Source organism: Acidithiobacillus ferrooxidans ATCC 23270 (assembly GCF_000021485.1).
Lineage (GTDB): Bacteria > Pseudomonadota > Gammaproteobacteria > Acidithiobacillales > Acidithiobacillaceae > Acidithiobacillus > Acidithiobacillus ferrooxidans.
This window is the reverse complement of the sequence record NC_011761.1, coordinates 530,147-555,941: the sequence shown is the minus strand read 5'-3', so window position 1 is coordinate 555,941 and position 25,795 is coordinate 530,147. Positions and strand designations below refer to the sequence as shown.

The following is a 25,795-nucleotide window of genomic DNA, read 5'->3' as shown; positions in this document are numbered from 1 at the left end:
ACAATTTATACTGGTATATTTTCTACCATAAGCACTTGTATTGCATCCAGGAGAAAAGCATGGAAACCAGACTGCCGGTCAAGATAGTGACTGGCAACGCGCCCCTTCTCGGCGACTTCATCCGCCGTCACCGTGGAAAAGTCACTCCGCAGCAGGCCGGCCTCAGCACACAGGGACGACGACGCACTCAGGGTTTGCGCCGTGAGGAACTGGCCCTCCTCTGTGGAATCAGCAGCACCTGGGTTACCTGGATAGAGCAAGGCCGCCCCGTACAGCCCTCCACTGCCGTGCTGGATCGCCTGAGTCAAACGCTGCAACTCTCCGAAGCGGAGCGCGCCTACCTGTTCGATCTGGCCGGCCGCGCTGATCCCACTGCCGACAAAGCCCATACCCAGCCCCCGCATACCGTACTGCGGATCGTGCAAGCCCTGGACACACCTGCCTATGTACTGGATCGCTATTGGAATGCGATCGCCTGGAACACGGCTGCGGCGGCGCATTTTGTCGGCTGGATGGACCAACCCCCTGCACCGGGCAACCCTCCCCCTAACTTGCTGGAATTCCTCCTGCTGAATCCCACGGCGCGCAGTTTTGTCGCCGACTGGGAAGGCCGTACCCGGCGGATCATCGCGGAATTCCGCGCGGATGTGGGCAAGCACCTGGACGATCCGCAAATGGCCCGCCAAATCGAGCACCTTCAGCAAAACAGTCCGATTTTTGCTCAGCTCTGGGCTGCACAGGACGTCGTCGAACGGGAGGGTGGCAGGCGGGTTTTCCAGCATCCTCAGCACGGGCAGGTGGTCTATGAGCAGAGCACGTTATTGCCAGCCACCAGCACCGATTTCAAGCTGGTCATCCTGCTGCCGGAATAGGGACCAGCGATTTCTGGCGCACCGGCTTTGTCGCAGTGCGCCCTCTGCGCCCCACAGGACCAATTCTTGTTCCTTGCCAAACTTGTGGGCATAATTCCCGCATGTTCAAAAATTGATTTCCAGATGACTCATTCGCACCCAATTTCAGAGGAACAGGAGGATTGCATGCGGTTTCGATCATTGGTAGGAATGGGCATTCTGTCCTCGTGGGCAGTAGTGACAGTTGCGCATGCGGCTCCCCGTTTCACTTTGGGCAATGTGCCTTCGTACTACCAGGGGACTTTCGGAACGGGCAGTCATATCAACATTTTTTACGATGCCACCTATTTCCAGTTTCGAAATCGGGATCTGCGTCTCAAGTTGATGGTTCCCTACATCTCCGTTTCCGGATTGCCCCAGGGGGCGCGGCTTACGGGTGGGGGTATTGTTCACCGCCCTGGCACGACACAAACCCAAAATAGCGCGAGCGGTCTGGGTGACATCTGGTTATCCGCACACTACACGGTTTACCAGAGAACCGGTCTTTTGCCCGCAGTGGTGCCCTATGCCAAGGTCAAGCTTGGTACGGCCTCGGCCACCAATGGATTGGGCACCGGGCGCAACGATTACGAGATCGGTGTAGGTCTGGACGAGACGATTGGCACCCGCATCTTTCCATTCGCCCATCTGGGCTACCGTTTCGTGGGCAATCCGGCTGGCGGTAATCTGCACAATATCTGGACCTATGATATGGGCTCCAGCTTTGTTGCCACGCCGCGCAACATCCTTACAGCGATGTTTTCTGGTTCCGAATCCGAGCAGCCCGGTTATGCGGGTCCGGCAGACATCGTTTTTGCCTGGAATTACAATGTCACGCGCGCAGGTAGTGGTATTCAACTCTACGCAGACAAAGGATTGTCCAACGGCAGCGCGAACTACGGTGTTGGCCTAGGCGCTCAGATCGTCTTTTAACTGGTCTCTGGATCTTTCTGGATCCGTGCAGATTCTTGAATAAATACTACCTTCGCCGACCCACGGACCATCGGCGAGACAGAGGCGGCCGTCCTGCCAATGGATGGTAGTGAGGGAGCCATTCGCGACTTGCACTTGGCGGAATTTGCCAAGCGGTTCGCGCCGGATTTCAAGGACCGCGGCCCGGATCACCCCGGCATGGGTAACGGCGAGGATCGGTCCAGGTCCTGCGGCGGTGTCCTGGAGAAAAGAGCGTACGCGGCGCTGAAGATCGGAGAGGGACTCCCCACCCGGAGGGGCCACCTCGTCGGGGGCCTTTTTCCAGCGGCGCAACAACTCTGGCCACCGCGTCTTGATCTCCGCTTGCTGCAAGCCTTCCCAGTCGCCGTAGCCCATCTCCACCAGCCGCTCATCCGTGGTGATGGGTAGGCCCAGGCGTTCTGCAACGATACTTGCAGTGACATACGCCCGCCTCAGTGGACTAACCACAATGGCGGCGAGGTTCAGGCGCGCAAGGTGTTCCGCAGCCCTTTGCGCCTGCGCCTCACCGTTGGGCGTGAGTTCCGGGTCGCTACGGCCCTGATAACGTCCGCTGCGATTCCATTCGGTCTCACCGTGCCGCAATAAAAACAGGATGGTCTCCATGGCCGGGGCTTTTAATAACGCCAGGAAACACCGGCCACCAGCCTGCTGCCGGCATGGATGCTCTGACCCGCCAGATCCACCTGGTAGGCGATGACCGGCCGCACGTTTTTGGTAACGGCGTATTCGAGTCCGACACCACCGCGCAATATATTGTAGAATTCCGAGGCGTTGGGGGTCGTACTGACCGCAAGCGCGTTACTGGCCAGCGTTTTGGAAAAAAACAGGGTACCGATGAGGGTGAGGCGCCGGATGAGACCGACACCCACCACCGCCGAGGCTCGTAGCTGCGTCACGCCATCCCTGACGTAGATACGCGGACCGACGGAAAGACCGGCGTAGGCCACCCGGGACCCGAAATTATGTTCCACTCCCACTTCGTAATCCGGTTCGACGGCCAGAGCGCCGGTCCCGAGCTGGGGGATGGTCGATGTCCGCCCGGTGGGAATGATCGCGTTGACGGTAATGGCGTCGGCGAAGTGCGCATGCTGTCGCAATCCATAGGAGACGCCAATCTGTTGATCCTGCAACCCTCCTGAGGAATAGGACGCCTTCGGTTTGGATTTGGTGAGCAGGGCGGCGCGCAGTTGGTAAACCAGTGCCCAACCCTGCCCGATCCCTTGCTCACCGTCGATACGGAATTGCGTCTCCGAAAGCTTTGAATGAGTTGGGGTAGTGGTACTGCTGAATGAAGTCTGCGGGAAGAGGCGGTCGGAGTGATAAAATCTCACCGTGGCCTTGATTTTCCCGGACCCCGCGGGGGGAATCCAGGGTTGGGCATACGCGGACTGGCCCCATCCCGCGTAACAGACGACCAGCATGATCAGGACCGAGAGTTTCCTACGGCGGATACGCATGGGCTGAGCCTCTCCTGTGTATGATAACGCCGGTATGTGCCTAGTTGGCGAAGGCCAGATATTCGAACCCCATGCCGCGCATCTCATCCGGTGAAAGCAAACCACGACCGTCCATGACCGCCTTACCCGCCATCGAAGAATGGATGTGCGACCAGTCGAGGCTGCGAAATTCCGGCCAGTTGGTGGCGATCAGGACGGCATGACAACCCAGCGCCGCAGCATAGGCATCGGCGCAATATTCCAGGGCAGCATGGGGTGGCAGCACTTTTTGCGCGGTAGACATGGCGGCCGGGTCATAGGCCTGGACAACAGCGCCCTGCCGGCAAAGCATGGAAATCACGGATAAGGCGGGTGACTCGCGCACGTCGTCGGTCTGTGGTTTGAAAGCCAGCCCGAGAACGCATACCGCCTTGCCGTGGAACCCCCCCAGTGCGTCACCGAGTTTCTCGACGGCGAGACTGCACTGGCCGGCATTGATGTCCGTGACCGCATGCAGAAATTGCGAATAATACCCCTGCTGTTCCGCAATGGCGGACAGGGCCAGGACGTCCTTGGGGAAGCAGGAGCCCCCGTAGCCAAGGCCGGACTCCAGGAATTCGGCGCCAATGCGCTCGTCGAACCCCATGCCTTGGGCAATGGCATGGATATTGGCCCCTACCCGCTCGGCAATACGGGATATCTCGTTGATGAAAGAGATCTTGGTGGCCAGGAAGGCGTTGGAGGCATATTTGGTGAGTTGGGCGCTGGCCGGGTCCGTCAGGAGAACGGGGCAGCGCAGGGGGGCATACAACGCCGCCACTTCTTCTGCAGCCGCGCTGTCCCAGGCACCGATCACGGCACGATCCGGGTGGAAGGTGTCATATACCGCCGATCCTTCGCGGAGAAATTCGGGGTTGACGACCAGCGGGGCATCCATTCCCGGCGACAGATGGCTTGCCAGGATGGCGGCCACGCGCTCAGCATTTCCGCCGGGAGGGGTGGTGCTCTTGAGGACGACGATAAGGGGCTGCGTCGCCGCGAGGGCAACCTGCCGGGCGGCTTCTTCCACCTGACTCATGTCGGCATGTCCGCTGGGAGTCGGTGGCGTGCCGACGCAGATGAAGGCCATATCTGCATGCGGCATGGCTTTCTGGCAAGAGGTGGTGAAATTGAGGCGACCGGCCCGGACGTTCCGCTCCACCAGTTCGGGAAGCTCTGGTTCAATGAAGGGAATCCGGCCCTGACGCAGCAGGACGATCTTCCCTTCGTCCATGTCCACTCCTGTGACGTGGTGCCCTAACTCGGCCAGGAAGGCCGCAGTCGTCAACCCTACATACCCGACACCAATGACTACGATGTGCTTCATACTGCCTCCTGCGTGATGCTCATGGATGATTGGTAGTAACCCTGCTGCCAGAGTCGGGCATATTGGCCCCCTTGCGCGAGAAGCTGCTCATGGGTGCCGTCCTGAATGATGCGGCCGTGTTCGAGAACCAGTATTCGGTCGGCGGCGGCGATAGTCGCCAGACGGTGGGCGATGACCAGGGTGGTACGGCCAGTGGTGAGGCGATTCAATGCTTCCAGCACGCGACGCTCGGAGAAGGTATCCAGCCCGCTGGTAGGCTCGTCGAGGATGACGATAGGCGCGTCCCGCAACATGGCCCGGGCAATGGAGACACATTGCCGCTGCCCGCCGGACAGCGATGCCCCCCGCTCTCCGACCATGGTATCGTAGCCATCGCGCAGGCCTCCGATGAGGTCATGGAGGCCAACCGCCAGCGCTGCGGCAATGGCTTCTTCGCGCCCCGCACCAGCGCGACCATAGGCGATGTTCTCCCAGATGGTGCCGTGAAAGAGGAGCGGTTCCTGCAGAACCAGGGCTATTTGGTCGCGGACAGAGGCGACTTTCAGATCGCGTAGATCTCGTCCATCCAGCAGTACCCGCCCTTCCACGGGATCGTGGAAGCGGGGAATGAGGCTCACCAGCGTGCTTTTGCCGGCGCCCGTAGTGCCCACCAGGGCCACCGTCCGGCCGGAATCCACACCGAAGGAGATCTCCTTCAGCACCGGTTCACCGGTCTGGTAACCAAAGGAAACGGAGCGAAATTCCAGCGCACCGGTACAGGATGGCAGAGGCACGGCGTTCGGGGCATCCCGGATATCGGGTTCTTCGGCGAAGATATCCCCGAGGCGTTCGGCTGCTACCGTCGCCTTACTGACGGTTCCGGCCATCTTGGCGAACTGACGCAGAGGCGCCGCCATGCCGCGCAGATAGGCGAGAAAAACCAGCAATTCGCCCGTCGTGATGCGTCCGGCCAACACCTGGGAGGCGCCGTACCAGACAGCTATCCCCACGGCCGCGGCCACCAGGCCGCCCACCAGGGGGGTAAAACGCATTTGCAGTTCGTTGGCTTCCAGTGCCGCATCCAGGCTCCGTTCGGCGCGTTCACGAAAACGGTTTTCCTCAAAGGATTCCCGGCCATACGCCTGGACGACCGGGATGCCGGCGATGCTTTCCTGCGCCATGCTCCACAATTCGCCTTCTTTCCGCCGCGCCAGGCGGAACGCCTGCTTGAGGCGCCGCGTGTGACGCTGGGTGATCGCCAGCAGCAAGGGGACGGATGCTATCACGACCAGGGCGTAGCGCCAGTCAATGGCGAGCATGATCCCGGCCATGCCGATGATGGTGAGCAGGTGGGCAAAGAGCCCCGTTCCCACCGACACGACAAAGTCCTGAAGGGTCTGAATATCGCCGCCGAGCCGGGCCATGAGGTCCCCGCTCTTCTGACGTCGATGAAAAGCCAGCGAAAGTCGCTGCAGATGGGCGAAGAGGCTGCGTCGGATGTCGAAAACAGCGCGTTGTCCCACACGCAACAGCAGGCGGCCCCCGGCGTAGGCCAGCGCAGAGTCGGCCACGGCGAACAGGAGCATGACAATCCCCAGGACATCCAGCAGCGCCACGCGATGGCTGAGGGGATCCGGCAGGAAACCGGCAAGCCAGACAGGCAGAGGTTTCTGGGAAATCACGCTGTCGATGACGAATTTCAAGGGCCAGGGAATGACCAGCAACACCATGGCCCGCGCCGTCATGGCCAGAGCAGCACCGGACAGCGCCGCCCAGTGCGGGCGCAGAAACCGACGCAGATCCCAAAGGGAGAAGGAGGATTGCCGCTGGTCCATGGCCGCGTTCATCATATCGGCCCGGATCGCAGGGCGGCAATGATATCCGTCACCTGCCGGGCGGTTCTGCCCCAGCCGAGGATCCCTTCTGCCGCCTCGCCGGCACGGTAGCCCATGGCCCGCCGCTGCGACGGCCCGTTCAGCATGGTGAGGATGCAGCCGACACAGGCCGCAAGATCCCCCGGCGGGAAGAGCAAACCGGTTACGCCATCCTCGATCAGGCTGGGTAACTGGCCGATTCGAGGCGCCACCACGGGCCGTCCGACCGCCAGCGATTCCACCACTTTGAGGGGCGAGAAATAGAACCCGTTCTGGGGGAGGTAGGGAGCTACCGTAAGGTCCATGGCAGCGAGGTAGCCGGGGATATCTTCATGGGGTACACGCCCGGTCATGATGACCTTGCCGGCGAAACCATTTTCCATCGCACGGGACTGGAGGGCGGCACTGCCGGGACCTTCACCCACTACCAACAGCACTGCCTCCGGCGACTGTCGGCTGACCAGCATAAAGGCGTCGAGCAGGAAATCCAGGCCATGCCAGGGCTTCAGGCTGCCCACGAAGCCGATGACCGGTCGTCCATCGAGCCCGAGGCGTGTGCGAATCCCCTGTCCATCCACTTGCGGATGGAAACGGCTGATATCCACCCCGTTGGGTAACACCGTCACGTGATTCACCGGCACCTGCCGGGACAGCACGTGCTCACGAACGGCCTCCGACACGGCCACGATATGGTCGGCCCGCTGGAAGGCCGTGACTTCCGCCTCCTCCGCCATGGCCTTCAACCGTAATCCCCGGAAACGCTCCTGTTCGTAGACCAGAGGCGCATTGACTTCCAGCACGTAAGGCACCCTCAGGGCGCTGGCGAGGTCACCGCCGGAGCGATGGAAGAGCGCATAACGCTCATAGAGCGCGTCCGGCCGCACACCTGCCGCGTCCAAGGCATCCAGGGCGCGAACCGCGAGCCGGCGGTCGCAGATCAGCTTGTCCACCTCCCGGCGCATAGTCTGGTCATATTCCCCCTGCCCGATTCCCAGCCGTTCCCCCTCGCTACGGATCTCTGTGGGATCGGCGTCGGGCGGCAACTCGATCAGCCGCGCCGGTGGGTAAGGATTCCCCTTTCCCTGCGTGGCGCAGAGTAGCGTGACCTCGTGCCCGGCGCGTGCGAGCGCGGTGGTAAATTCCCGAACATGCACCGACGCCCCCTTGTCCCCGAGGACGGGGATACCGCGATCCGCGCACAGGTATACGATATTCATGGCTGCACACTCTGCACGAATAGGGCGCGCAGGGCCTTGGCGGTCTCCCAGCATTCGAAGCGCTCCTCTATCTTGCCCCGGCTCGCCGCCGCGAGGCGGCGCCGTAGCGGCGCGTCGACAAGCACCCGTTCCAAGGTGTCGGCCAACACCACCGGGTCCCGCGGCGGCACCAGCAGCCCGGTACGGCCGTCTTCGATCAATTCGGGGATACCCGAAACCGCGGTTGAGACCACGGGCGTGCCAGCCGCCATGGCTTCCGCAAGAACGTTGGGGATGCCGTCCCGGTCTCCGTCTTCCGTTACATGGGGGGCGAGAGCGAAAACGGTTGCTTGTCCGTAAAATGCCAGGAGGCGGTCGTGAGCCATGGCACCCGGCAGGGTTACCATAGCCGTCAGGCCCAGCTCGGCGACGTGGCTCTCCAGTTCCTGGCGCAACGGGCCTTCACCGATGATGACACAACGAAAGGCAATCCCTCGGCTGTGCAGCAGGTGGCAAGCGGTAACCAAGTCCCGCATCCCTTTTTTGGGGACGAGGCGACCCACTGAAAGGATCAAGGGCAGATCGGCATTTTCCCCCAGCGGAAAATCCGCAAAAGACTCACCCTGAGGAAAGGCCGCAAGATCGATACCGTGGTAGACGAGATGGATTTTGTCCCAGTCCTGGCGCGGCAGAAAACCGCGCAGGTATTCGACATTGTAGCGGGTGCAGGTGAGAACGAAATGCGCCGACTTGATCCGTCGGCGCATGGCCTCCTGGGGGGTCAGGTAGAGATCCTTGGCGTGCGTTGTGAAGCTGTAGGGAATATTGCACATGACCCCGGCCAGGCGAGCGACCGTGGCGGGTGCATTGGCGAAGTGGGCATGGAGGTGTTGAATGTTGTTTTGCAGACAACCATGCGCTACATAACCGGAACGCAGGAACTGTTTCCCGACGCTCAGTGGCCGACGGGTGCGGATGGACCACCACAATGCGAGCCCGGTGGCATGCAGGTAGCGCAGCGGTGCCCGGGCCGCCACGACGGCATGGCCCCTGGCAACCGCAAATATGATCCGGGGCCAAGTAAGGGGAAGATACGTCACGGTCGCCCGGACCTCCGAAACCGTGGGATGCCGCGGGGCGTCCTCGGGCCGCAGAAGCGAAAAGATGTGCAGGGGGGTACCCAGACGCTCCAGTGCGCGCATTTCGTTGAGAATGAAAGTTTCCGAAAGGCGCGGATAACGCTTCAGTACGTAGCCTACCGTCGGGGTTGTCGCCGTCATAGGGATACCTCCGTGCTCGCGCCGGGATGGAGCATCTCTTCCAGTACCTCGGCAACACGATGAACGCCCCCCAGGTCCACGGTATCCCATGGCTTTCCAGGCGGACGGTCGCCGGCAACGGCGGCCGGCACCAGCTCCACCAGTCGGTCGACCAGGTCTTCCTCGGGCTGGATCATCCACACGAGCCCGAGCTGGCTCAACGTCGTTGCGCGAAGCCATTGCTCCATGCGCGGGGTCGAGCGTGGCACCAGGATGGCCGACTTCCTGGCGGCGAGGATCTCGGCGGTGGTGTTGTACCCTCCCATCGCCACCACCAGATCGGCAATGTGCAGCAAGCCCACGAGTTCGGTGGTATAGGGGATAATCTGGATGTCCTGGCGCTGAGCAGCAATCCCGGCCAGCGTCTGATACTGGTCCGGCGGCATGAGCGGCCCGGGAACGACGATGCTGTGTACCGTGTTCTGTGGAATCCGACGCAAGGCCTCAAGATAGGCATCAATCAAGGCATACCCATCGCCGCCGCCGCCGACGGTAACGAGAACCACCGGCAAACCCGACGGTGCCATCAGCACGTCCGGAACACCGTGCAGGCCCGTGCGGGCGACATAACCGCAGTAGCGCACTTTGGCCGCCACCTTCGGTGAAAGCTTATAGGCACTCACCACGTCGAACAGGTGGCGACTGCCGTAAACCAGGATCTGGTCATATTCCCTTTCCAGCAACTCGTAGATGCCTTGTGCCTGCCAAACCTGGCGCACGGTCTCAGGGCTGTCGATGACATCTCTCAACCCCAACACGGTGCGAGTCGCCGGCATCTCCTCGCGGATGAACCGCAGTGCCGACAAAAGCTCCCCTTTCATTCCCGCCGGGGCATGATCGACCAGGAAGAAGTCGGGCCGGTAGGAGGCAATGGCGTCCAGAATCGCCGCCTCGCGTTGTGCCTTGACCATCTCGAAGCTGGAGGAAAGATCCCTGGCCGCATATTCCTCGGCACCAACCTTGATGACGGGAGGGATGGCTCGTACCTCCAGGCCGATCGGCATCGGCCAGGAACCGGCCATGGGGGAACCGGTCAGCAGCATCCCGGAAAAAGGCGGTTTACGCTGCATGAGATGCTCGACAATGGCCAGATTCCGCCGTAAATGGCCAAGTCCGAAGGTGTCATGAGAATAGAGGAGTACTCGTCGCGCCGACCGCTCATGCTTTGCGGCGGACCACTGGTGCAAGGCGCCCGGGGTTATCGGCTGCCCCGTTGCTGCGAAAGTCCCGGGGGAGGAAGGGGAATCACCGGCAAACATCAGGTTCTGCCGGCTTTCCCGGTCCGCGTAGCGTTGGCTAGTGGGCATGGGACCCGCCGCCTGCGCACCGGGCAGGCGGCGGTATCGCTCCATTCCCGGCTGTATGAGGGGTTTCATCACCGCCCTCCTGAACGGAGCGATTGGAGAAAAGGCTTGCTGAAGGTTTTCCGAATCGCCGTTGGTGAGACTTGTTCAGCGGAAGATTCGGTCTGCGCCAACAAGCCGTCCGGACGGCGGTAGGAACGGCGATTCCTGCGCCAGCAATCCATACAGAACGTCGTCCAGGCGCCGTCAAGAAAGATGCGCACCGCGTGCGGGCTGTGATGGCCGCAAATAGTGCCGACAGTAGCGTCGACATCCCTCACCTGCTTCATCTCGGGTGAAAACTGCCAGGCCCCTAGCATAAGGGAAGATTCGTCGTGTAGAACTCGTTGTTGTTCATAAGTGGTTGTCATAACACCCTCCTTGCCTCTCTCCATGGTTGGGAAATGCTACCGATCGCGACACTTGAAACAAGATTAGTGGTAATTTTTCCCACTGTCAACAATCACCCAGGCTCAAGCCGGACACTCGCGCCGTTCTCCGACCCTGGTTACAGACCGCTCCCGGGCAACGCACCGCCCGGCCATCGAATTCCTGTATAGAGGTGTCTGATACGTGACGTCTTCCTTTCCGGTGGCTGGTCGACATCGGCATTCCGCTGCCGTATGATCAATATAGTGGGATTTTCTACCACGTCAAACAATCTACGCATGAGTGGGAATATATACCACTACATGCTATGCTGAACGTGAATACTGTATTGAGGCGAACTCGGCAAGCCATGAACGAAGCATTGAAGACGGCGGTATTGGCGATTCTGCGCCCCCTGGTCCGATATCTGATCGGACAGGGCTGGACCTATGGGGCGCTGACGGATGCGCTCAAAATGGTATACGTAGCGGAAGCGAGACGACATTACGGGAAGGCCGCCGGGCGACCGCTGACGGACAGTCGGGTCAGTCTGCTGACCGGGATCCACCGTAAGGAAGTCAGGCGGCTGCGGCTTCTGCTGGAGGAGCACGGCGAGCGGCCGATGTTGCGGCACGGGGCCAATCTGGCGGCGCAGGTGGTGGCCGCCTGGGTGTCGATGGCGGATTATGCAGACCCTTCCGGGCAGCCCCGATCGTTACCGCTGCGCAGTGTGGCGGTGCCGAGCTTTGAGGAGCTGGCGCGCCGAGTCAAGGCCGACATGCGTCCACGAGCCATTTTGGATGAATTGGGCCGGGTGGGAGTGGCCCAGGAGCAGGATGGCGTGGTGCACCTGTTGCGCGCTGCGTATATATCCGATCTACCCGAAGACCAGGTCGCTTTTTTGGGGGAGAACGTCGGTGACCACCTGCGCAGCGCGGTACACAACCTGGAAGGGGGGGAACCCTTTCTGGAACGGGCGCTGTATTTCGATGCGCTGCCGGCAGCGGTGCTGGAGGAGGCGCGGCCGGAACTCTACCGGATGGGCGAGCACTTGTTGCGCGAGGCCCATCAGCGGCTGAATACAGCCGAGTCCCCCGAAGGGCCGCAGCGGCGGCTGCGCCTGGGGGTCTATTACTATGAAGAAGACGCCGCGGCGGAATCGACAGAAGAACCGGCAGAAGAACCGGCCGCGGAGGACGAGCCGCATGCCTAAAGCCCTGCGCTGGTGGGTCCTGGTCCTGGGCCTGGTAGCCCTGCCGGGGGCATGGGCCCTTCCCGACCCGGCTGGTGGCCTTGGTGGATCGGGCGCCACCCCGGATGGCATCGGGGGTACGGGTATCCACCCCGGCGGCATCGGCGGCACCGGCATACATTCCGGCGGCATCGGCGGCACCGGCATCCAGCCAGGGGGCATCGGCGGGACGGGAATCACGGCCCTGGGGGTAATCCAGCGCTTCGGCAGCATCTATGTCAACGGTCAGGAATATGCCCTGACCCCCCAGACCCGCTATAGCATCGACGGCGCTGCGGGTACGGCGAAAGACCTGCATCTCGGGGACCGCGTCACCGTCCAGGCCGCCGCCGACGGGCGGGCGATCGCCCAGGAGGTACGGGTGGAGCATGCCGTTATCGGCCGGGTGACCGAAGTCGATGCGGCCAAGCGACAACTCGCCATCCTCGGCGAGACCATCCAGGCGGGCAAAAGGACCCCCATCACCATGCACGATTCGGATCAATCCCTGCCCTTCACGGCCTTGAAGGTCGGTGACGTGGTGTCGATCAGCGGCCTGGACCGGGGGAATGGCCATTGGCTGGCGACGGCGATCCGTCGTCTCTATCCGGGGGATACCGCGCCCGCCCGGGTTCCGTTGCTGCTTCGGGGCCAGGTGGACGCCCTTTATCCGGATCGGGACACCCTGGAAGTCGGAGCAACGAAACTCAAGGTCAACGGGGCCCTGCTCCGTGCCATCCAGGTAGGGCAATCCGTGGTAGTCAGAGGCGAATACGCCGACGGACGGGCTCAGGTCGAGAGCGTGACACCCACTGCACTGGCGGCGCAGAACGTCGGCAACCGGGTGTCCCTGGTGGGTTACCTGGCTCGCGGGGATAACGGTTGGACCACCCACGGGATATCTCTGGTGGAGGGACCCCACACCCTCTATGAAAACGGGGATGCCGCGAACATGCGGGCAGGCAGCATGGTCGCCATCAGTGGGGAGGTCAAAGCCCCGGGGGTCATCGCGGTGGAAAGCATCACCTTCCGCGTCAACCCTATGGACTTTGATTTGCCCGCCTTACCACAGATGGCGCGGGGCGCGCGAGGTGACTGGGAGCGATCCGAAAATGAGGGTGAGCGCCCAGAGGTCAATAGCCCCGAAATCGAGCGGCCCGATGTCGAGCGGCCGGAAGTGCGACCACAGGTGGAAAGGCCGGAAATCCTTGATGGCGATTAAGACAAGACTGTATCGCCATCACTGAGTAGTACCGTGCATCTTAAATTGAATCATAGAGATGGAGAATGTCGATGAACTTGGAAAGCAACCTGTGGGGGATAAAAACCCTGGCATATTCATCAATGACCTGGAGACGGAACGAGGCTGCGCCGGACACCGTTCGGCGGCGTTGCAGGGGCGGTGGCGTGATCCGCCATATCCCCATGCCCGAGGTCCTGCAGGGCAATTACCAGAGCTGCGCGGGGGCAGACGTCGGTGCGGTGCAGGGAAGGGGCAGTCATGGTCTGCACATCCTCCTGGCGCAGGCTTTCTCATGAGCAGGCGGATTCTCGTCACCGGTGCCGCCGGCTTCATCGGCTACCACCTGTGCCGCCGTCTATTGACCGAAGGGTGGATCGTGCATGGTCTTGATAACCTCAACGCCTATTATGACCCCGCCCTCAAGCGGGATCGCCTGGCGCATCTGGAAAACCATCCGGACTTTCAATTCCACACCGTGGATCTTGCCGATCGGGAGGCCATGACAGGCCTCTTCGCCGGGCCACATTTTGATGTGGTGGTGAATCTTGCGGCCCAGGCGGGCGTCCGCCATTCCCTCCAGGATCCCGCCGCTTATGTCGACAGCAATCTGGTCGGTTTCGCCAATGTTCTGGAGGGCTGTCGCGCCCAGGCCGTGGACCATCTGCTTTTCGCCTCCTCCAGTTCGGTCTATGGCGCCAACGCCCGCCTGCCTTACAGCGTCCATGACGGGGTCGATCATCCGCTCAGCCTCTACGCCGCCAGCAAGCGGGCCGGCGAACTCATGGCCCATAGCTATGCACATCTCTTCGGCATTCCCTGCACCGGTTTGCGTTTTTTCACGGTCTACGGACCGTGGGGCCGACCGGACATGGCCTATTTTCGTTTCACGCGCCAGATCCTTGCCGGAGAGCCTATCCCCGTCTTCAATCATGGTCAGATGCGCCGGGATTTTACCTATATCGACGACGTCATCGAAGGCGTGGTACGGCTCCTGGACTTCGCACCGCGCCCTGCTCCGATGTCGACGGAGCGGCCGGATCCGAGCACCAGCGATGCCCCCTTCCGTCTTTACAATATTGGCAACCATACCCCTGTAGCCCTGCTGGATTTCATCGCGATCCTGGAGGATCTGCTGGCGCGCAAGGCCGACATCGAATGGCTGCCCATGCAGGCCGGGGACGTTATTGCCACCTATGCCGATGTGGGTGAATTGCAGGAGGCGGTGGGTTTTTCCCCCGCCACCCCCTTGCGTGATGGTCTTGCCCGTTTCATCGACTGGTATCGGAGTTATTACGACGCATCTTGAAAACAGGTGACTCCAGACCACAGCGCAGCGGATTGGACATGGCGGCGCTCCTGATGACCGATTGCCGAGCGATGATCGCAGCCCGTGCAGCCCGTATCATGGTCTATATACAACATGCACAAGTCGCCGAATGGGGCTGGCGAGATCTTGCCTCCGTGTTCCGTTTTGGCTAACGGCGGGGTGTTGCGCATGCGCCGGGAGGCAGGGTAAATGGTGGGTCCATATTTCACGACATGCTACAATTGATACGGAAACTGAGTAAGGCGAGCCCAGGCAGGCCATGAATGGAGTACTGAAAACGGCGGTGTTGGCGATCCTGCGCCCATTGGTCCGGTATCTGATCGGACAGGGGTGGACCTATGGGGCGTTGGCGGACACACTCAAGATGGTGTATGTGGCGGAGGCGAGCAAGCACTATGGGGAGACCGACGGGCGGACACTGACGGACAGTCGGGTCAGCCTGCTGACCGGGATCCACCGTAAGGAAGTCAGGCGGCTGCGGCTTCTGCTGGAGGAGCACGGCGAGCGGCCGATGTTGCGGCACGGGGCCAACATTGCGGCGCAGGTGGTGGCCGCCTGGGTGTCGATGGCGGATTATGCAGACCCTTCCGGGCAACCCAAGTCGCTACCCCTACGCAGCGAGGCGTCCCCGAGCTTTGAGGGACTGGCGCGCCGAGTCAAGGCCGACATGCGCCCACGAGCCATTCTGGATGAATTGGGCCGGGTGGGGGTGGCGGAGGAAAAGGAAGGGGTAGTGCGTCTGTTACGCCATGCCTATATTTCTGCCCTGCCGGAAGACCGGGTAGCCTTTTTGGGGGAGAACGTCGGTGACCACCTGCGCAGCGCGGTACACAACCTGGAAGGGGGGGAACCCTTTCTGGAACGGGCGCTGTATTTCGATGCGCTGCCGGCAGCGGTGCTGGAGGAGGCGCGGCCCGAACTCTACCGGATGGGCGAGCGCTTGTTGCGCGAGGCCCATCAGCGGCTGAATACAGCCGAGTCCCCCGAAGGGCCGCAGCGGCGGCTGCGCCTGGGGGTCTATTACTATGAAGAAGACGCCGCTGCGGAATCGACAGAAGAACCGGCCGCGGAGGACGAGCCGCATGCCTAAAGCCCTGCGCTGGTGGGTCCTGGTCCTGGGCCTGGTAGCCCTGCCGGGGGCATGGGCCCTTCCCGACCCGGCTGGTGGCCTTGGTGGATCGGGCGCCACCCGGGATGGCATCGGGGGTACGGGTATCCACCCCGGCGGCATCGGCGGCACCGGCATACATTCCGGCGGCATCGGCGGCACCGGCATCCAGCCAGGGGGCATCGGCGGGACGGGAATCACGGCCCTGGGGGTAATCCAGCGCTTCGGCAGCATCTATGTCAACGGTCAGGAATATGCCCTGACCCCCCAGACCCGCTATAGCATCGACGGCGCTGCGGGTACGGCGAAAGACCTGCATCTCGGGGACCGCGTCACCGTCCAGGCCGCCGCCGACGGGCGGGCGATCGCCCAGGAGGTACGGGTGGAGCATGCCGTTATCGGCCGGGTGACCGAAGTCGATGCGGCCAAGCGACAACTCGCCATCCTCAGCGAGACCATCCAGACGGGCAAAAGGACCCCCATCACCATGCACGATTCGGATCAATCCCTGCCCTTCACGGCCCTGAAGGTCGGTGACGTGGTGTCGATCAGCGGCCTGGACCGGGGGAATGGCCATTGGCTGGCGACGGCGATCCGTCGTCTCTATCCGGGGGATACCGCGCCCGCCCGGGTCCCGTTGCTGCTTCGGGGCCAGGTGGACGCCCTTTATCCGGATCGGGACACCCTGGAAGTCGGAGCAACGAAACTCAAGGTCAACGGGGCCCTGCTCCGTGCCATCCAGGTAGGGCAATCCGTGGTAGTCAGAGGCGAATACGCCGACGGACGGGCTCAGGTCGAGAGCGTGACCCCCACTGCACTGGCGGCGCAGAACGTCGGCAACCGGGTGTCCCTGGTGGGTTACCTGGCTCGCGGGGATAACGGTTGGACCACCCACGGGATATCTCTGGTGGAGGGACCCCACACCCTCTATGAAAACGGGGATGCCGCGAACATGCGGGCAGGCAGCATGGTCGCCGTCGAGGGAAGGGTCCAGGCACCGGGCGTCGTCAATGCGGAACGCGTCATCTTCAGCGTCAACCCCATGGACTTTGATTTCCCCATCATACCGCGGATGCCGGTGCTCCCTCCGGTATTACATCATCCCGAAATCGAGCGCCCGGAGTTTGGGCCCCCGGAGATAGAACCCCTGGTGGAAAGGCCGGAACTCCCTGATAACGATTAATCCAAAATCCGGCAGTTGAAAAAGTGCGATCAGTATTTATAGCGCCACGAAATTGCGCTGCCGCTGATTCCAGTGCCGGTAAGAACGCGCCACCGTAAACAAGCCCGCACCGATGGTCCCGACAAAAAAACCGATGGGCCAGTTGGTCCAGTAGGAGAGTGCGATAGCACTCCAGATGCAGCCCTCTGCAAAAACCACGGACAGCACCAGCACGCGCATGGGATTGCCGCTCAACACCTGGGCGGCGGCCGGCGGGCCGACCAGCAGGGTGAACACCAGAAAGGCCCCCACCACCGGCAAGGCCGTGGCAGTTACCAGGGCCAGCAGGGTCAGGAACACCAGATCCATGCGTGCGGCGCGAATCCCCTGCAAGGCCGCCAGATCGGGAAAAGTCGAGTCCAGCAAGAGAGGCCGAAAATACAGAGCGATGCCCACAACCACCAGCGCGCAGATGCCCAGTATGGGCCACAAATCGGCGTCGCTGACCCCCAGCACCTCGCCGAAGAGCAGGGAAAACACCGCCGGTGCATACGCACTGGTCATACTGAGCAACAATGCACCCACCCCCAGAAACAGCACCAGCAGCAGCCCGGTGCCCACATCGCGGCGCCCCATGCGCACCAATTGGCGCAGGAGTAAAACCCCCATTCCAACAAAAACCAGCAACCCGATCAACGGATCGATTCCCAGCAGGTTGGCCGCCGCCGCCCCCGGAAAAGCGCCCAGAGGCAAGGCATGGGCGGCAAAGGCGGAGCGCCGTACCACCACAAAAAAGCCGATGAAAGCAGCGACAAAAGCAATGGCGGTGGCGGCAATCCAGGTATTGATCATGAAACTGGAAAACATGCCCTATGCCTCGCAGTGCGGCCAACTGACCGACTTCGGACGCGCTGACAAGCCCGCTACTTTAGCCACCAGCACCGCCGCCAAATAAAACAGGAACACCAGCGCCACGATAAAAAAGCTCACTGGCCAGGCATTACCGGAAAACCAGTAGTAACTCTCATAGGCCATCCAGATACCCACCCAGACCGCGGTCAAACCGATAGCAATGGCCCAGCATATCGCCTGTACCGGGCGCCGACTCAGGCGAATCGCCGCACCCGCCGGGCCAATGAGCAAAGCTGTCGCCAGCACCGCGCCGATGGCCAGGGCGCAGACTGCTACCGCCAGTCCCAGGGCCAGCAGTTGCAGCAAACCGATCCAACGCAGGGGAATACCTCGCGCCGCCGCCAGATCAGGGTCCACCGCCATCAACATCATAGGCCGGTAGAGCAGACCCACCAGCAAGAACACCCCGGCGGAGGCCATCAATGCAGGACCGATAAGACTCTGCGGAATCGCAAACATGGAGCCGAACATCACCGACACCGCTGCGCCCGTAGTGCTGGTGGTCGTCACGTCCAGATAGAGAAAGAGCGCCGACAGCCCCAATCCCGCCCCCAGAACGATGCCCGTGGCAAGATCACGCTCCCGCACCTTGCGTACACCAAGAAACTCCATGCCGAAGGCCGCAATCCAGGCCATACCCAGAAAACCCAGCAAGGGATTGATGCCCAGCAGGAAGGAGGCCGCCCCGCCGGCGCTGCTTACATCGGCCAGGGCATGTCCGGCAAAGGCATTGCCGCGCAATATGGTAAACATACCGATCACCGCGCTGACCAGCGCTGCACAAGTCCCTACGATCAACGCGGTTTGCACCGGTCCGCTAGCGAAGAAACCGGAGTTTTCCAAAAACATCCAAAGATTCCACATGGCGTTAAACCGCCTTTTCCGGATGCGCTACAGACGCTGCCGTGCCCGCCTCGGCATCTTCAGCAGCGACATCGGGTAGTACGAGTATCCGCCGCCCATGCCGCAGTACCGTTACCGGGTAACCATAGAGCTTACTCAGCACCTCAGGCTGCACCACCTCCTCCACACTGCCGGTGGCGGCCTGTCCGCCCACCAGATAGACCAGACGGTCCATGACAGGTAAGAGTGGGTTCATATCATGAGCAGTCACCAGTACAGCAATCTGTCGGGTACGCGTCAATCTCCCAAACAACGCCACCAGCGCATTGGCGCTGCCGAAATCCAGATTAGCCAAGGGCTCATCGAGAATGAGCAGGCGCGGCTGACGCACCAGGGCATGGGCGATAACCGCCCGCTGTTGCTGGCCGCCGGAGAGTTCTCCAACCCGCTGATCCGCAAAGTCTTCTGCCCCAACCGCATGCAACGCCTGATCTACCAAGGCTTTTTTACGACCGGAAAACAGCGGCAGACCCAGGCGATGGCCATCCAGCCCCAACTGCACCAGATCTCTGGTCCGCAGGGGGGTATCCGCATCAAAAGCGATTTTCTGGGGCACATAGCCGACCAGAGCACGGCGCTGACCCGCTGGCGCACCATCCATCAAGGCCTGCCCCGCACGGATCGGCGTCAGACCTAACAGACCGCGCAAAAGGGTCGTTTTACCCGCACCATTCTCACCGATCAGAGCACAGAGCTGTCCCGGATAGAGGTCAAAACTGACATCCCGCAGAATGCTGCGGCCGCCCAGATCCACGGACAGGTGGGCGACTGAAAGTATCGGGTCAGACATTTCCCATGCCGGATTACTTCAGCACGGTCGTCGAAGTGCCATGCTCCACCGCGTTACGCAGCGCATTTACCTCCGCCAGCATCCAAGACTGATAGTGGTAACCCGCCGGCATGGTTTCATAGACACCGACCACGGGGATCTTCGCCGCCTGCGCCCGACTCAGGAAAGAAGCCGTCAATGAATTTGTCACCTGCTGATTATACACAAAGACTCTGACCTGATGCCGCTGCAGGAGCTGGTTCTGGGCGCTCACATCCTGCGGTGCCGGGTCCGTACCATTCATGATGGCGGCCTGGAGTTTCCACGGCGTTTTGATGTCGCAACCCGCGGCTTCCAGCAAATAATCGGCGACGGGCTCCGTCACTGCCACCGGCGTGCCGCCAAAGCGGGCCTTGAAGCGGGCGATGGCGTGGTACCACGGTTTCAGAGAGGCATCGAACCTGCGCACATTGGCCGCGAAGGTGGCGGCATGGGCCGGATCCAGTTCGGTCAGGCTCGCCGCAACTGCCTGCGCCACCGCAGGCATGGTCTCCGGCTTGTACCAGAGATGGGGGTTGGGGGTGTTTTCCGGCAGATGAAGCAGATCCTGGACGACGATCACCCTGCGCTGCGCGTTCCGGTTTGCCCGCAAAATTTTCCGGACCCAACCGTCATAGCCGACCCCATTCCGCACCACGAGCTGCGCCGCGGCAAGCTCCCGGGCCACCGCAGGACTGGCTTCAAAGGCGTGCGGATCTGTGCCGGGGTTGCTCTGGATCGCAGTGACCGACACATATTCACCGCCGATCTGACTGATCACGTTGGCATATTGATTTTCTATCCCGACCGCATGAATGGTCGCTGCGGCAGCCACCTGCGCCGTGCCCAGCCCCGCGCACAGGGCGATCAGCGTCAGCAAGGCGGACGCCGGATGAATACGTGCATTCCGAAAGCCCAGGTCGGTCATTTTTCAAATCCTCGGAAAACGGCTGCCAAAGCCTGCGGCGGAGGGCCGCACAACTTTTCATGCAACTGTGTTGCACAGTATGGAAATAGGGATTCAATGTCAATCTTCTGGTTCCGCACGTGATTCCGGGTTGGAGCCGGCGCTCGCTTTCCGACGGCGCCAAGTTTCCACCCCCAAGCTTCCCCTGCCACGAAGCTTGGAGGTAAGATGACCCCATTGTTTCATCACCTTTGGAAAAGCACCCCATGAGCCAAGCCCCCCATTCTACGCTGGATACCAGCGTCCTGACCCAAATCGTTGATGACATGCTCCACCTCGCCCGCGAGCAGGGTGCCAGTGCGGCGGAGGCTTCCGCCAGCACCGGCAAAGGCTTGTCGGTAACCGTGCGCCTCGGAGAAGTGGAATCCATCGAATACCACCAGGACAAGGGGCTGGGGGTCACGGTCTATCTCGGTCAGTCCAAAGGCAGCGCCTCCACCTCGGACTTTTCCCGCAAGGCCTTGTCAGAAACCGTTTCAGCGGCGCTCACCATTGCCCGGCATACGGCGGCAGACCCGTTTGCCGGGCTTGCCGATCCCGAACTTTTCGCCAAAACCTTCCCGGATCTGGACCTCTATCATCCCTGGTCCATAGATGCAGACAGCGCCGCCGATCTGGCGCGTCGTTGCGAGGCGGCCGCCCGTGAGAGCGATCCGCGCATTCACAACTCCGAAGGCGGCAGCCTCGGCACCGGCGAGGGCTCGTCGGTCTATGGCAATAGCCTGGGTTTCATGGGCAGCAGCCGATCATCGCGACACAGCCTGTCCTGCTCGGTGATTGCGGAAGACCGTAACGGCGGAATGCAACGGGACTACTGGTATGACGTGGCCCGTGCCGCCGATGCGCTGGCGACGCCGGAAACCATCGGCAGGACCGCCGCGCAGCGCGCTCTGCGCCGCCTGGACGCCCGCAAGGTAGCCACCACCAAGGCCCCGGTGCTCTTTGAAAACCAAGTCGCGTCCAGCCTTATCGGCCATCTCGCCAGCGCCATCAGCGGCAGCAGCCTGTATCGCAAAAGTTCCTTTCTGGTGGACAGCCTTGGCAAACAACTCTTCCCGGAACACGTCCGCGTTTATGAAGAACCCTTACGGCGTCGTGGGTTGGGTAGCTGCAGTTTCGACGGCGAAGGGGTCGCCACCCGCAACCGCGACATCGTCTCCGGGGGCGTACTGGAAGGCTACATCCTCGACAGTTACAGTGCCCGCAAATTAAACATGAAGACCACGGGCAATGCGGGCGGCGCCCACAACCTCACCTTGCAGCCGGGCAAGGCATCTCTCGATGAACTGCTCCACCAGATGGGGCACGGCCTGCTGGTTACCGAGCTCATCGGCTTCGGCATCAACATGGTGACCGGTGATTACTCCCGAGGCGCTGCCGGCTTCTGGGTGGAGCATGGGGAGATCCAGTATCCCGTCGAAGAGATCACCATCGCCGGGACCTTGCAGGGCATGTTCCAGGGCATGCGCGCCGTAGGCAATGACCTGCTCATTCACGGCAACACCGGCTGCCCCTCCATCCTCATTGACGAGATGATGATTGCCGGCGACTGAGGACAAGGGCCAGCAGCAAAAGAACTGAACTCAACAGCAGATAGGGGAGACTGCCCCAGCGCCCGAAGGGTGTTTCTCCGCTCATCGGCTGGATGGCCCCGTTCAGAGTGCCCCCCACAAACTGGGGCAGTTGCGAAATTACCCGCCCATGGGGGGAGATCAGGGCGGTAATACCCGTATTGGTCGCGCGAACATCGGGTTTCTGCTCCTGCCGGGACTGCATGGCCGCCATTTGCAGACTTTGCGCGGCGGCGATGCTGTGGCCGTACCATGCATAATCACTGATATTCAAAAGAAAGGTGGCACCCTCCCTGACGCCCTTGCGCACATCCCGGGAGAAGGACTCTTCATAGCAGATGGTCATACCGGCTTTCTGCCCGTCTACGGGCAGGGCGTAAGGTCCATCTCCAAAAGAGAAACTGCCGAGCCCCGGCAAAAAATGATGTACCAGAGGCCCGAGTAAAACGGGCATCGGAATATATTCTCCGAAGGGCACCAGATGCTCTTTCCGATACCAGCGCAGCGGTGCCTTCCCGTCAATTTCCATCGCCGCGTTGTAATATTTGCGGCCGACCTCCTCGGGAATACCGATGAGCAGGATTTTACGGTGCGTCGCTGACCATTGCTGCAACTGTTCGATCAGGCTTGGTATTTCGGTCTGAAAGAGAGGGAAGGCAGTCTCCGGAAGGACGATCAGCCGGGTATCGGGCGGCGTCTGCAAAATCATGTTTACGTAATGATGCAGGATGGCGCTGACTTTGGCAGCATTCCACTTCTCCGAGATGGCAATGTTGCCCTGCAGCAGACTTACCCGCAGCGGCTTGCCTACAGGATGGGTGAAGGACACGGACCCCGCCGCCATGGCTGCCCCGGAAATCACCAGGAGCGACACGACGCCGCCCAAGAGCACCGGGCGGGACTGCCGCCGTTGCAGCATATAGACCAGGATGACCGCCACCCCGGCCGTCGCCAGCCCCACTCCGTATTGCCCCAGCCAGGGCGCAAAGCCACCGAGGAAGGCATGGGTCTGGGTATATCCCGTCGCCAGCCAGGGGAAGCCCGTAAAGAGGCGTGCCCGCGCCCATTCCACCAAAGTCCACAACACCGGCAGCGCCAGCAACCGGCCATTCCCGACAAAAAAGCGGCCCGCCAGCCATAAGGCCAACGCCGCGTAGACGGCGCAACAAGCCGCCAGCAAAGCGACCGCGGCACCTGCCAGTGCCCAATCCATGTTGGCGAAATTATGCAGGGTAATGGCGATCCAGCTCGTTCCCGCGGCAAAAGCAGCAAAACCGAAACCCGCGCCCAGAGCCGCCAGACGCTGTGGGCGCTCCTCCGTGATCGCCAGCCAGAACAAGCCAAAAAGCAGGGCTATGGCCAGCGGCCACCAGGCGAAGGGCGCAAAGGCCAAAGGCCAGGCTGCGCCCAAAATTAATGCGGCCAGAAGCCGCAGAGGAAAGGACGGTTTTTTCAACGCACCCACCTTCATGCATTACCCTGGGGCGTAGTTTCCGGCAGGGGAGCGCCGCGCGGCGGCGTGACCCGCAAAATCTGCACTCGTTTACGATCCGCCCGCAATACTTCCAGCCGTAAGTCCCCCTCCTCCACGACTTCGCCCGTGCGCGGCACATGCCCCAGGGCTGCCGCCACCCATCCACCCAGCGTGTCGGCGTGTCCATCCTCCAGGTGTGTCACAAAATGTGCATTAAACTCTTCCAGAGGAATCAGGGCATTCACCAGAAAATCGCCATCTTCGCGCGGTGCGATCATCACGTCTTCGTCAATATCGTATTCATCCTCGATTTCACCGACGATGATTTCCAGCACGTCCTCGATGGTGATCAGACCGGCAACACCACCATATTCATCCACGACCACGGCCATGTGATGTCGGCCCGTACGGAACTCGTAGAGCAGGTGATCCAGGTGCTTGCTCTCGGGAATGAAGGTCGCCGGGCGGAGCAGATCCGTCAGCCGCAGCGCTGGCACATCCCCACGACATCCTCGTAAAAGATCCTTGGCCAGGAGAATGCCGCGCACATCATCACGGTCATGCCCCACCACCGGAAAGCGCGAGTGACCAACCTCCGACACCCGGGCGATAATCTCGGCCAGCGGCATGTCCAGTTCGATCACCTCCATCTGCGCACGGGGGATCATCACATCCCGCACCGTGAGTTCGCCCATACGGAAGATGCCATCCACCATCCGTGCCGTTTCGGCGTCGATGATCTGCCGCTCGCCCGCCTCACGGATCAGCTCCAAGAGGGTATCCTGATCCTCCACATTGCCACGCAAAGACTGAGTAAAACGTTCCCACCAGCCCCGCGGCCGTTCCTGGCTACTGCGATCTTCACTCATGCATTTGGTTCAGGTAAGGGTCGGCCACACCCATTTCAGCCAGCAACCGGGTTTCCAGCGCCTCCATTTCCTGCGCGTCGGCGGCCAGTTCATGGTCGTAGCCGAGGAGATGGAGGGTACTGTGAATAAGCAAATGACGATAATGGTCGCGCAGACTCTTACCCTGCGCCGCAGCTTCGCGCCCAACCACCGCCGGGGCAATGACGATATCCCCCAGCAGATCTCGGCGGAACAACACCGGCAGCGCATCCTGCGGAAAGGACAGGCAGTTGGTCGGCGCGGCCTTATGCCGGTACCCCTCGTTCAACGCCGCCATTTCCGCGTCCCCTACGAATGTCAGGGACAACTCGCGTATCCGGTCATCTGCGGATACCCGCGCTGAAGGGGCGGAGAGCGCCTGCAGAATCGACCGGCGCACCTCACCACGGGGCGGCAGCGGCATGGCCGCGACCACATCGTCCACGGCCATGCGCAGATATAGGCGACTCACGGCTTCTCTCCGAATCGGTCGTAGGCTTCCACGATCCGTGCCACCAGCGGGTGACGCACCACATCGGCACTTTCAAAAAACACCATATCGATACCCGGCATATTCCCCAGCACATCCATGGCCTGTACCAACCCGGAAAGCTGGCCGCGCGGCAGGTCCACCTGGGTCACGTCGCCGGTCACCACGACTTTGGCACCAAAACCCATCCTGGTCAGGAACATTTTCATCTGTTCCGGGGTGGTGTTCTGCGCCTCATCCAGAATGATGAAGGCATCGTTGAGAGTGCGGCCGCGCATGTAGGCAAGAGGCGCCACTTCGATTACCTGCCGCTCCATCAGTTTGGCGACTTTCTCATAACCCAGCATTTCGTGAAGCGCATCATAAAGCGGGCGGAGGTAAGGGTCGACCTTTTCACTCAGGGATCCGGGCAGAAAACCCAGACGCTCCCCCGCTTCCACGGCAGGCCGGACCAACACCAGACGTCGCACCTGATTGCTGTCCATCTGCTCCACCGCCGCCGCAACGGCCAGGTAGGTCTTGCCGGTACCGGCGGGGCCGATACCGAAGGTAAGGTCATTATGGCGGATGGACTCCAGATAATGGCGCTGCCGTTGTCCACGACCGCGGATCACCCCTCGCAGGGTCTGTACGCCCGCAGACTCCACCGCCGCGGCGCCGGTTTCCGCCTCCAGTTGTACATTCTGGATGCTGTGGTGCACCCAGTGACTGGATAGGGAGCGCCCCTGGCGCACCTGGGCATACAGCTGGGAGAGCACATCCTGCGCCGCCTGCACGGAAGCAGCCGGACCGGTGATATGGAAGCGCGTCCCGCGGGGGAGTATCACCACCCCGAGACGGGATTCGATCTGCTTGATGTGACTGTCCAGTTCGCCGGAGAGTTCGGACAGCATGGCGGCGCTGGCGTGTTCAGCGGTGAAATCGCTGTGGCTGATACTCGGCGTCTTACCCGGAGGCTCCATGGG

The 25,795-nt window shown here is 61.5% G+C and carries 25 protein-coding genes; 8 read left to right on the top strand and 17 right to left on the bottom strand.

Annotated elements, in window-relative coordinates:
• Positions 1–59 precede the first annotated feature (59 nt).
• Both AFE_RS02925 and AFE_RS02920 read left to right on the top strand, forming a co-directional pair.
• A complete protein-coding gene (locus AFE_RS02925; RefSeq protein WP_012536241.1) occupies positions 60–872 on the top strand; it encodes a helix-turn-helix transcriptional regulator in 813 nt (270 codons plus the stop codon).
• Positions 873–1,037: 165 nt separating this feature from the next.
• Positions 1,038–1,823: a hypothetical protein gene (locus AFE_RS02920; protein ID WP_009562656.1), complete on the top strand. Its 786-nt coding sequence runs from the start codon at positions 1,038–1,040 to the stop codon at positions 1,821–1,823.
• On the opposite strand, the gene AFE_RS02915 is transcribed toward AFE_RS02920, so the two are convergent.
• From AFE_RS02915 to AFE_RS02880, 8 genes are read right to left on the bottom strand one after another with little or no spacing between them, the layout of a single operon-like run.
• Positions 1,800–2,468, bottom strand: a complete 669-nt coding sequence (locus tag AFE_RS02915) for a histidine phosphatase family protein (RefSeq protein WP_009562658.1) — start codon at positions 2,466–2,468, stop codon at positions 1,800–1,802. The two genes, AFE_RS02920 and AFE_RS02915, sit on opposite strands and share 24 nt — an antisense overlap.
• Positions 2,469–2,479: 11 nt before the next feature.
• Positions 2,480–3,322: a hypothetical protein gene (locus AFE_RS02910; protein ID WP_012536240.1), complete on the bottom strand. Its 843-nt coding sequence runs from the start codon at positions 3,320–3,322 to the stop codon at positions 2,480–2,482.
• 40 nt (positions 3,323–3,362) lie between these two features.
• The gene (locus tag AFE_RS02905; RefSeq protein ID WP_009562662.1) at positions 3,363–4,667 is read right to left on the bottom strand and encodes a UDP-glucose dehydrogenase family protein; all 1,305 of its coding nucleotides are present in this window, start codon (positions 4,665–4,667) and stop codon (positions 3,363–3,365) included.
• Positions 4,664–6,481, bottom strand: a complete 1,818-nt coding sequence (locus tag AFE_RS02900; protein ID WP_226834132.1) for an ABC transporter ATP-binding protein — start codon at positions 6,479–6,481, stop codon at positions 4,664–4,666. The genes AFE_RS02905 and AFE_RS02900 overlap by 4 nt, the downstream gene beginning before the upstream one ends.
• An 11-nt stretch (positions 6,482–6,492) precedes the next feature.
• The gene (locus tag AFE_RS02895; protein ID WP_012536238.1) at positions 6,493–7,737 is read right to left on the bottom strand and encodes a glycosyltransferase family 4 protein; all 1,245 of its coding nucleotides are present in this window, start codon (positions 7,735–7,737) and stop codon (positions 6,493–6,495) included.
• Positions 7,734–8,996, bottom strand: coding sequence for a glycosyltransferase (locus AFE_RS02890; RefSeq protein WP_012536237.1), 1,263 nt, complete (start codon positions 8,994–8,996; stop codon positions 7,734–7,736). The genes AFE_RS02895 and AFE_RS02890 overlap by 4 nt, the downstream gene beginning before the upstream one ends.
• Entirely contained in the window at positions 8,993–10,411 is a 1,419-nt protein-coding gene (locus AFE_RS02885; protein ID WP_012536236.1) for a glycosyltransferase family protein, read from the bottom strand. The genes AFE_RS02890 and AFE_RS02885 overlap by 4 nt, the downstream gene beginning before the upstream one ends.
• The gene (locus AFE_RS02880) at positions 10,411–10,749 is read right to left on the bottom strand and encodes a hypothetical protein (RefSeq protein ID WP_009568923.1); all 339 of its coding nucleotides are present in this window, start codon (positions 10,747–10,749) and stop codon (positions 10,411–10,413) included. Before AFE_RS02880 ends, AFE_RS02885 begins: the two co-directional genes overlap by 1 nt.
• A gap of 368 nt (positions 10,750–11,117) precedes the next feature.
• On the opposite strand from AFE_RS02880, the gene AFE_RS02875 reads away from it, so the two are divergent.
• Positions 11,118–11,960, top strand: a complete 843-nt coding sequence (locus tag AFE_RS02875; protein ID WP_012536235.1) for a DUF6502 family protein — start codon at positions 11,118–11,120, stop codon at positions 11,958–11,960.
• Positions 11,953–13,200, top strand: coding sequence for a DUF5666 domain-containing protein (locus tag AFE_RS02870; RefSeq protein ID WP_012536234.1), 1,248 nt, complete (start codon positions 11,953–11,955; stop codon positions 13,198–13,200). Before AFE_RS02875 ends, AFE_RS02870 begins: the two co-directional genes overlap by 8 nt.
• Before the next feature lie 119 nt (positions 13,201–13,319).
• Here AFE_RS02870 and AFE_RS16305 read toward each other — a convergent pair whose 3' ends face one another.
• Entirely contained in the window at positions 13,320–13,481 is a 162-nt protein-coding gene (locus AFE_RS16305; RefSeq protein ID WP_155644734.1) for a hypothetical protein, read from the bottom strand.
• A 32-nt stretch (positions 13,482–13,513) separates the two neighbouring features.
• On the opposite strand from AFE_RS16305, the gene AFE_RS02860 reads away from it, so the two are divergent.
• The 3 genes from AFE_RS02860 (at position 13,514) to AFE_RS02850 (ending at position 16,839) form a co-directional block, all read left to right on the top strand.
• Positions 13,514–14,527, top strand: a complete 1,014-nt coding sequence (locus AFE_RS02860; protein ID WP_012536232.1) for an NAD-dependent epimerase — start codon at positions 13,514–13,516, stop codon at positions 14,525–14,527.
• Between the two features lie 280 nt (positions 14,528–14,807).
• Positions 14,808–15,638 carry a DUF6502 family protein gene (locus tag AFE_RS02855; protein ID WP_012536231.1) on the top strand — a complete coding sequence of 277 codons (831 nt, stop codon included), beginning with the start codon at positions 14,808–14,810 and terminating at the stop codon, positions 15,636–15,638.
• Positions 15,631–16,839, top strand: coding sequence for a DUF5666 domain-containing protein (locus AFE_RS02850; RefSeq protein WP_012536230.1), 1,209 nt, complete (start codon positions 15,631–15,633; stop codon positions 16,837–16,839). Before AFE_RS02855 ends, AFE_RS02850 begins: the two co-directional genes overlap by 8 nt.
• Before the next feature lie 36 nt (positions 16,840–16,875).
• Here AFE_RS02850 and AFE_RS02845 read toward each other — a convergent pair whose 3' ends face one another.
• The 4 genes from AFE_RS02845 to AFE_RS02830 are packed head-to-tail and all read right to left on the bottom strand — an operon-like array spanning position 16,876 to position 20,369.
• On the bottom strand, positions 16,876–17,685 hold the full coding sequence (locus AFE_RS02845; protein ID WP_009567592.1) for a metal ABC transporter permease: 810 nt from the start codon (positions 17,683–17,685) through the stop codon (positions 16,876–16,878).
• Between the two features lie 3 nt (positions 17,686–17,688).
• Positions 17,689–18,579: a metal ABC transporter permease gene (locus tag AFE_RS02840; RefSeq protein WP_012606601.1), complete on the bottom strand. Its 891-nt coding sequence runs from the start codon at positions 18,577–18,579 to the stop codon at positions 17,689–17,691.
• A gap of 19 nt (positions 18,580–18,598) precedes the next feature.
• On the bottom strand, positions 18,599–19,423 hold the full coding sequence (locus tag AFE_RS02835) for a metal ABC transporter ATP-binding protein (RefSeq protein ID WP_012536229.1): 825 nt from the start codon (positions 19,421–19,423) through the stop codon (positions 18,599–18,601).
• Between the two features lie 13 nt (positions 19,424–19,436).
• Positions 19,437–20,369 (bottom strand): metal ABC transporter solute-binding protein, Zn/Mn family, encoded by a 933-nt coding sequence (locus AFE_RS02830; protein ID WP_009567595.1) that lies wholly within the window; start codon positions 20,367–20,369, stop codon positions 19,437–19,439.
• 245 nt (positions 20,370–20,614) lie between these two features.
• Between AFE_RS02830 and pmbA the strand changes: the two genes are divergently transcribed.
• Entirely contained in the window at positions 20,615–21,961 is a 1,347-nt protein-coding gene (gene pmbA / locus AFE_RS02825; protein WP_012536228.1) for a metalloprotease PmbA, read from the top strand.
• Here the strand turns inward: pmbA and lnt are convergent.
• Genes lnt through AFE_RS02805 form a run of 4 tightly spaced genes read right to left on the bottom strand, consistent with a single transcriptional unit; the run spans position 21,930 to position 25,792 of the window.
• On the bottom strand, positions 21,930–23,450 hold the full coding sequence (lnt, locus tag AFE_RS02820; protein WP_012536227.1) for an apolipoprotein N-acyltransferase: 1,521 nt from the start codon (positions 23,448–23,450) through the stop codon (positions 21,930–21,932). The genes pmbA and lnt overlap by 32 nt on opposite strands.
• Positions 23,447–24,322, bottom strand: coding sequence for an HlyC/CorC family transporter (locus AFE_RS02815; protein ID WP_012606598.1), 876 nt, complete (start codon positions 24,320–24,322; stop codon positions 23,447–23,449). The genes lnt and AFE_RS02815 overlap by 4 nt, the downstream gene beginning before the upstream one ends.
• Positions 24,315–24,812, bottom strand: coding sequence for an rRNA maturation RNase YbeY (ybeY, locus tag AFE_RS02810; protein WP_009566445.1), 498 nt, complete (start codon positions 24,810–24,812; stop codon positions 24,315–24,317). Before ybeY ends, AFE_RS02815 begins: the two co-directional genes overlap by 8 nt.
• Positions 24,809–25,792, bottom strand: coding sequence for a PhoH family protein (locus AFE_RS02805; protein WP_012536226.1), 984 nt, complete (start codon positions 25,790–25,792; stop codon positions 24,809–24,811). Before AFE_RS02805 ends, ybeY begins: the two co-directional genes overlap by 4 nt.
• Between the last annotated feature and the right edge of the window lie 3 nt (positions 25,793–25,795).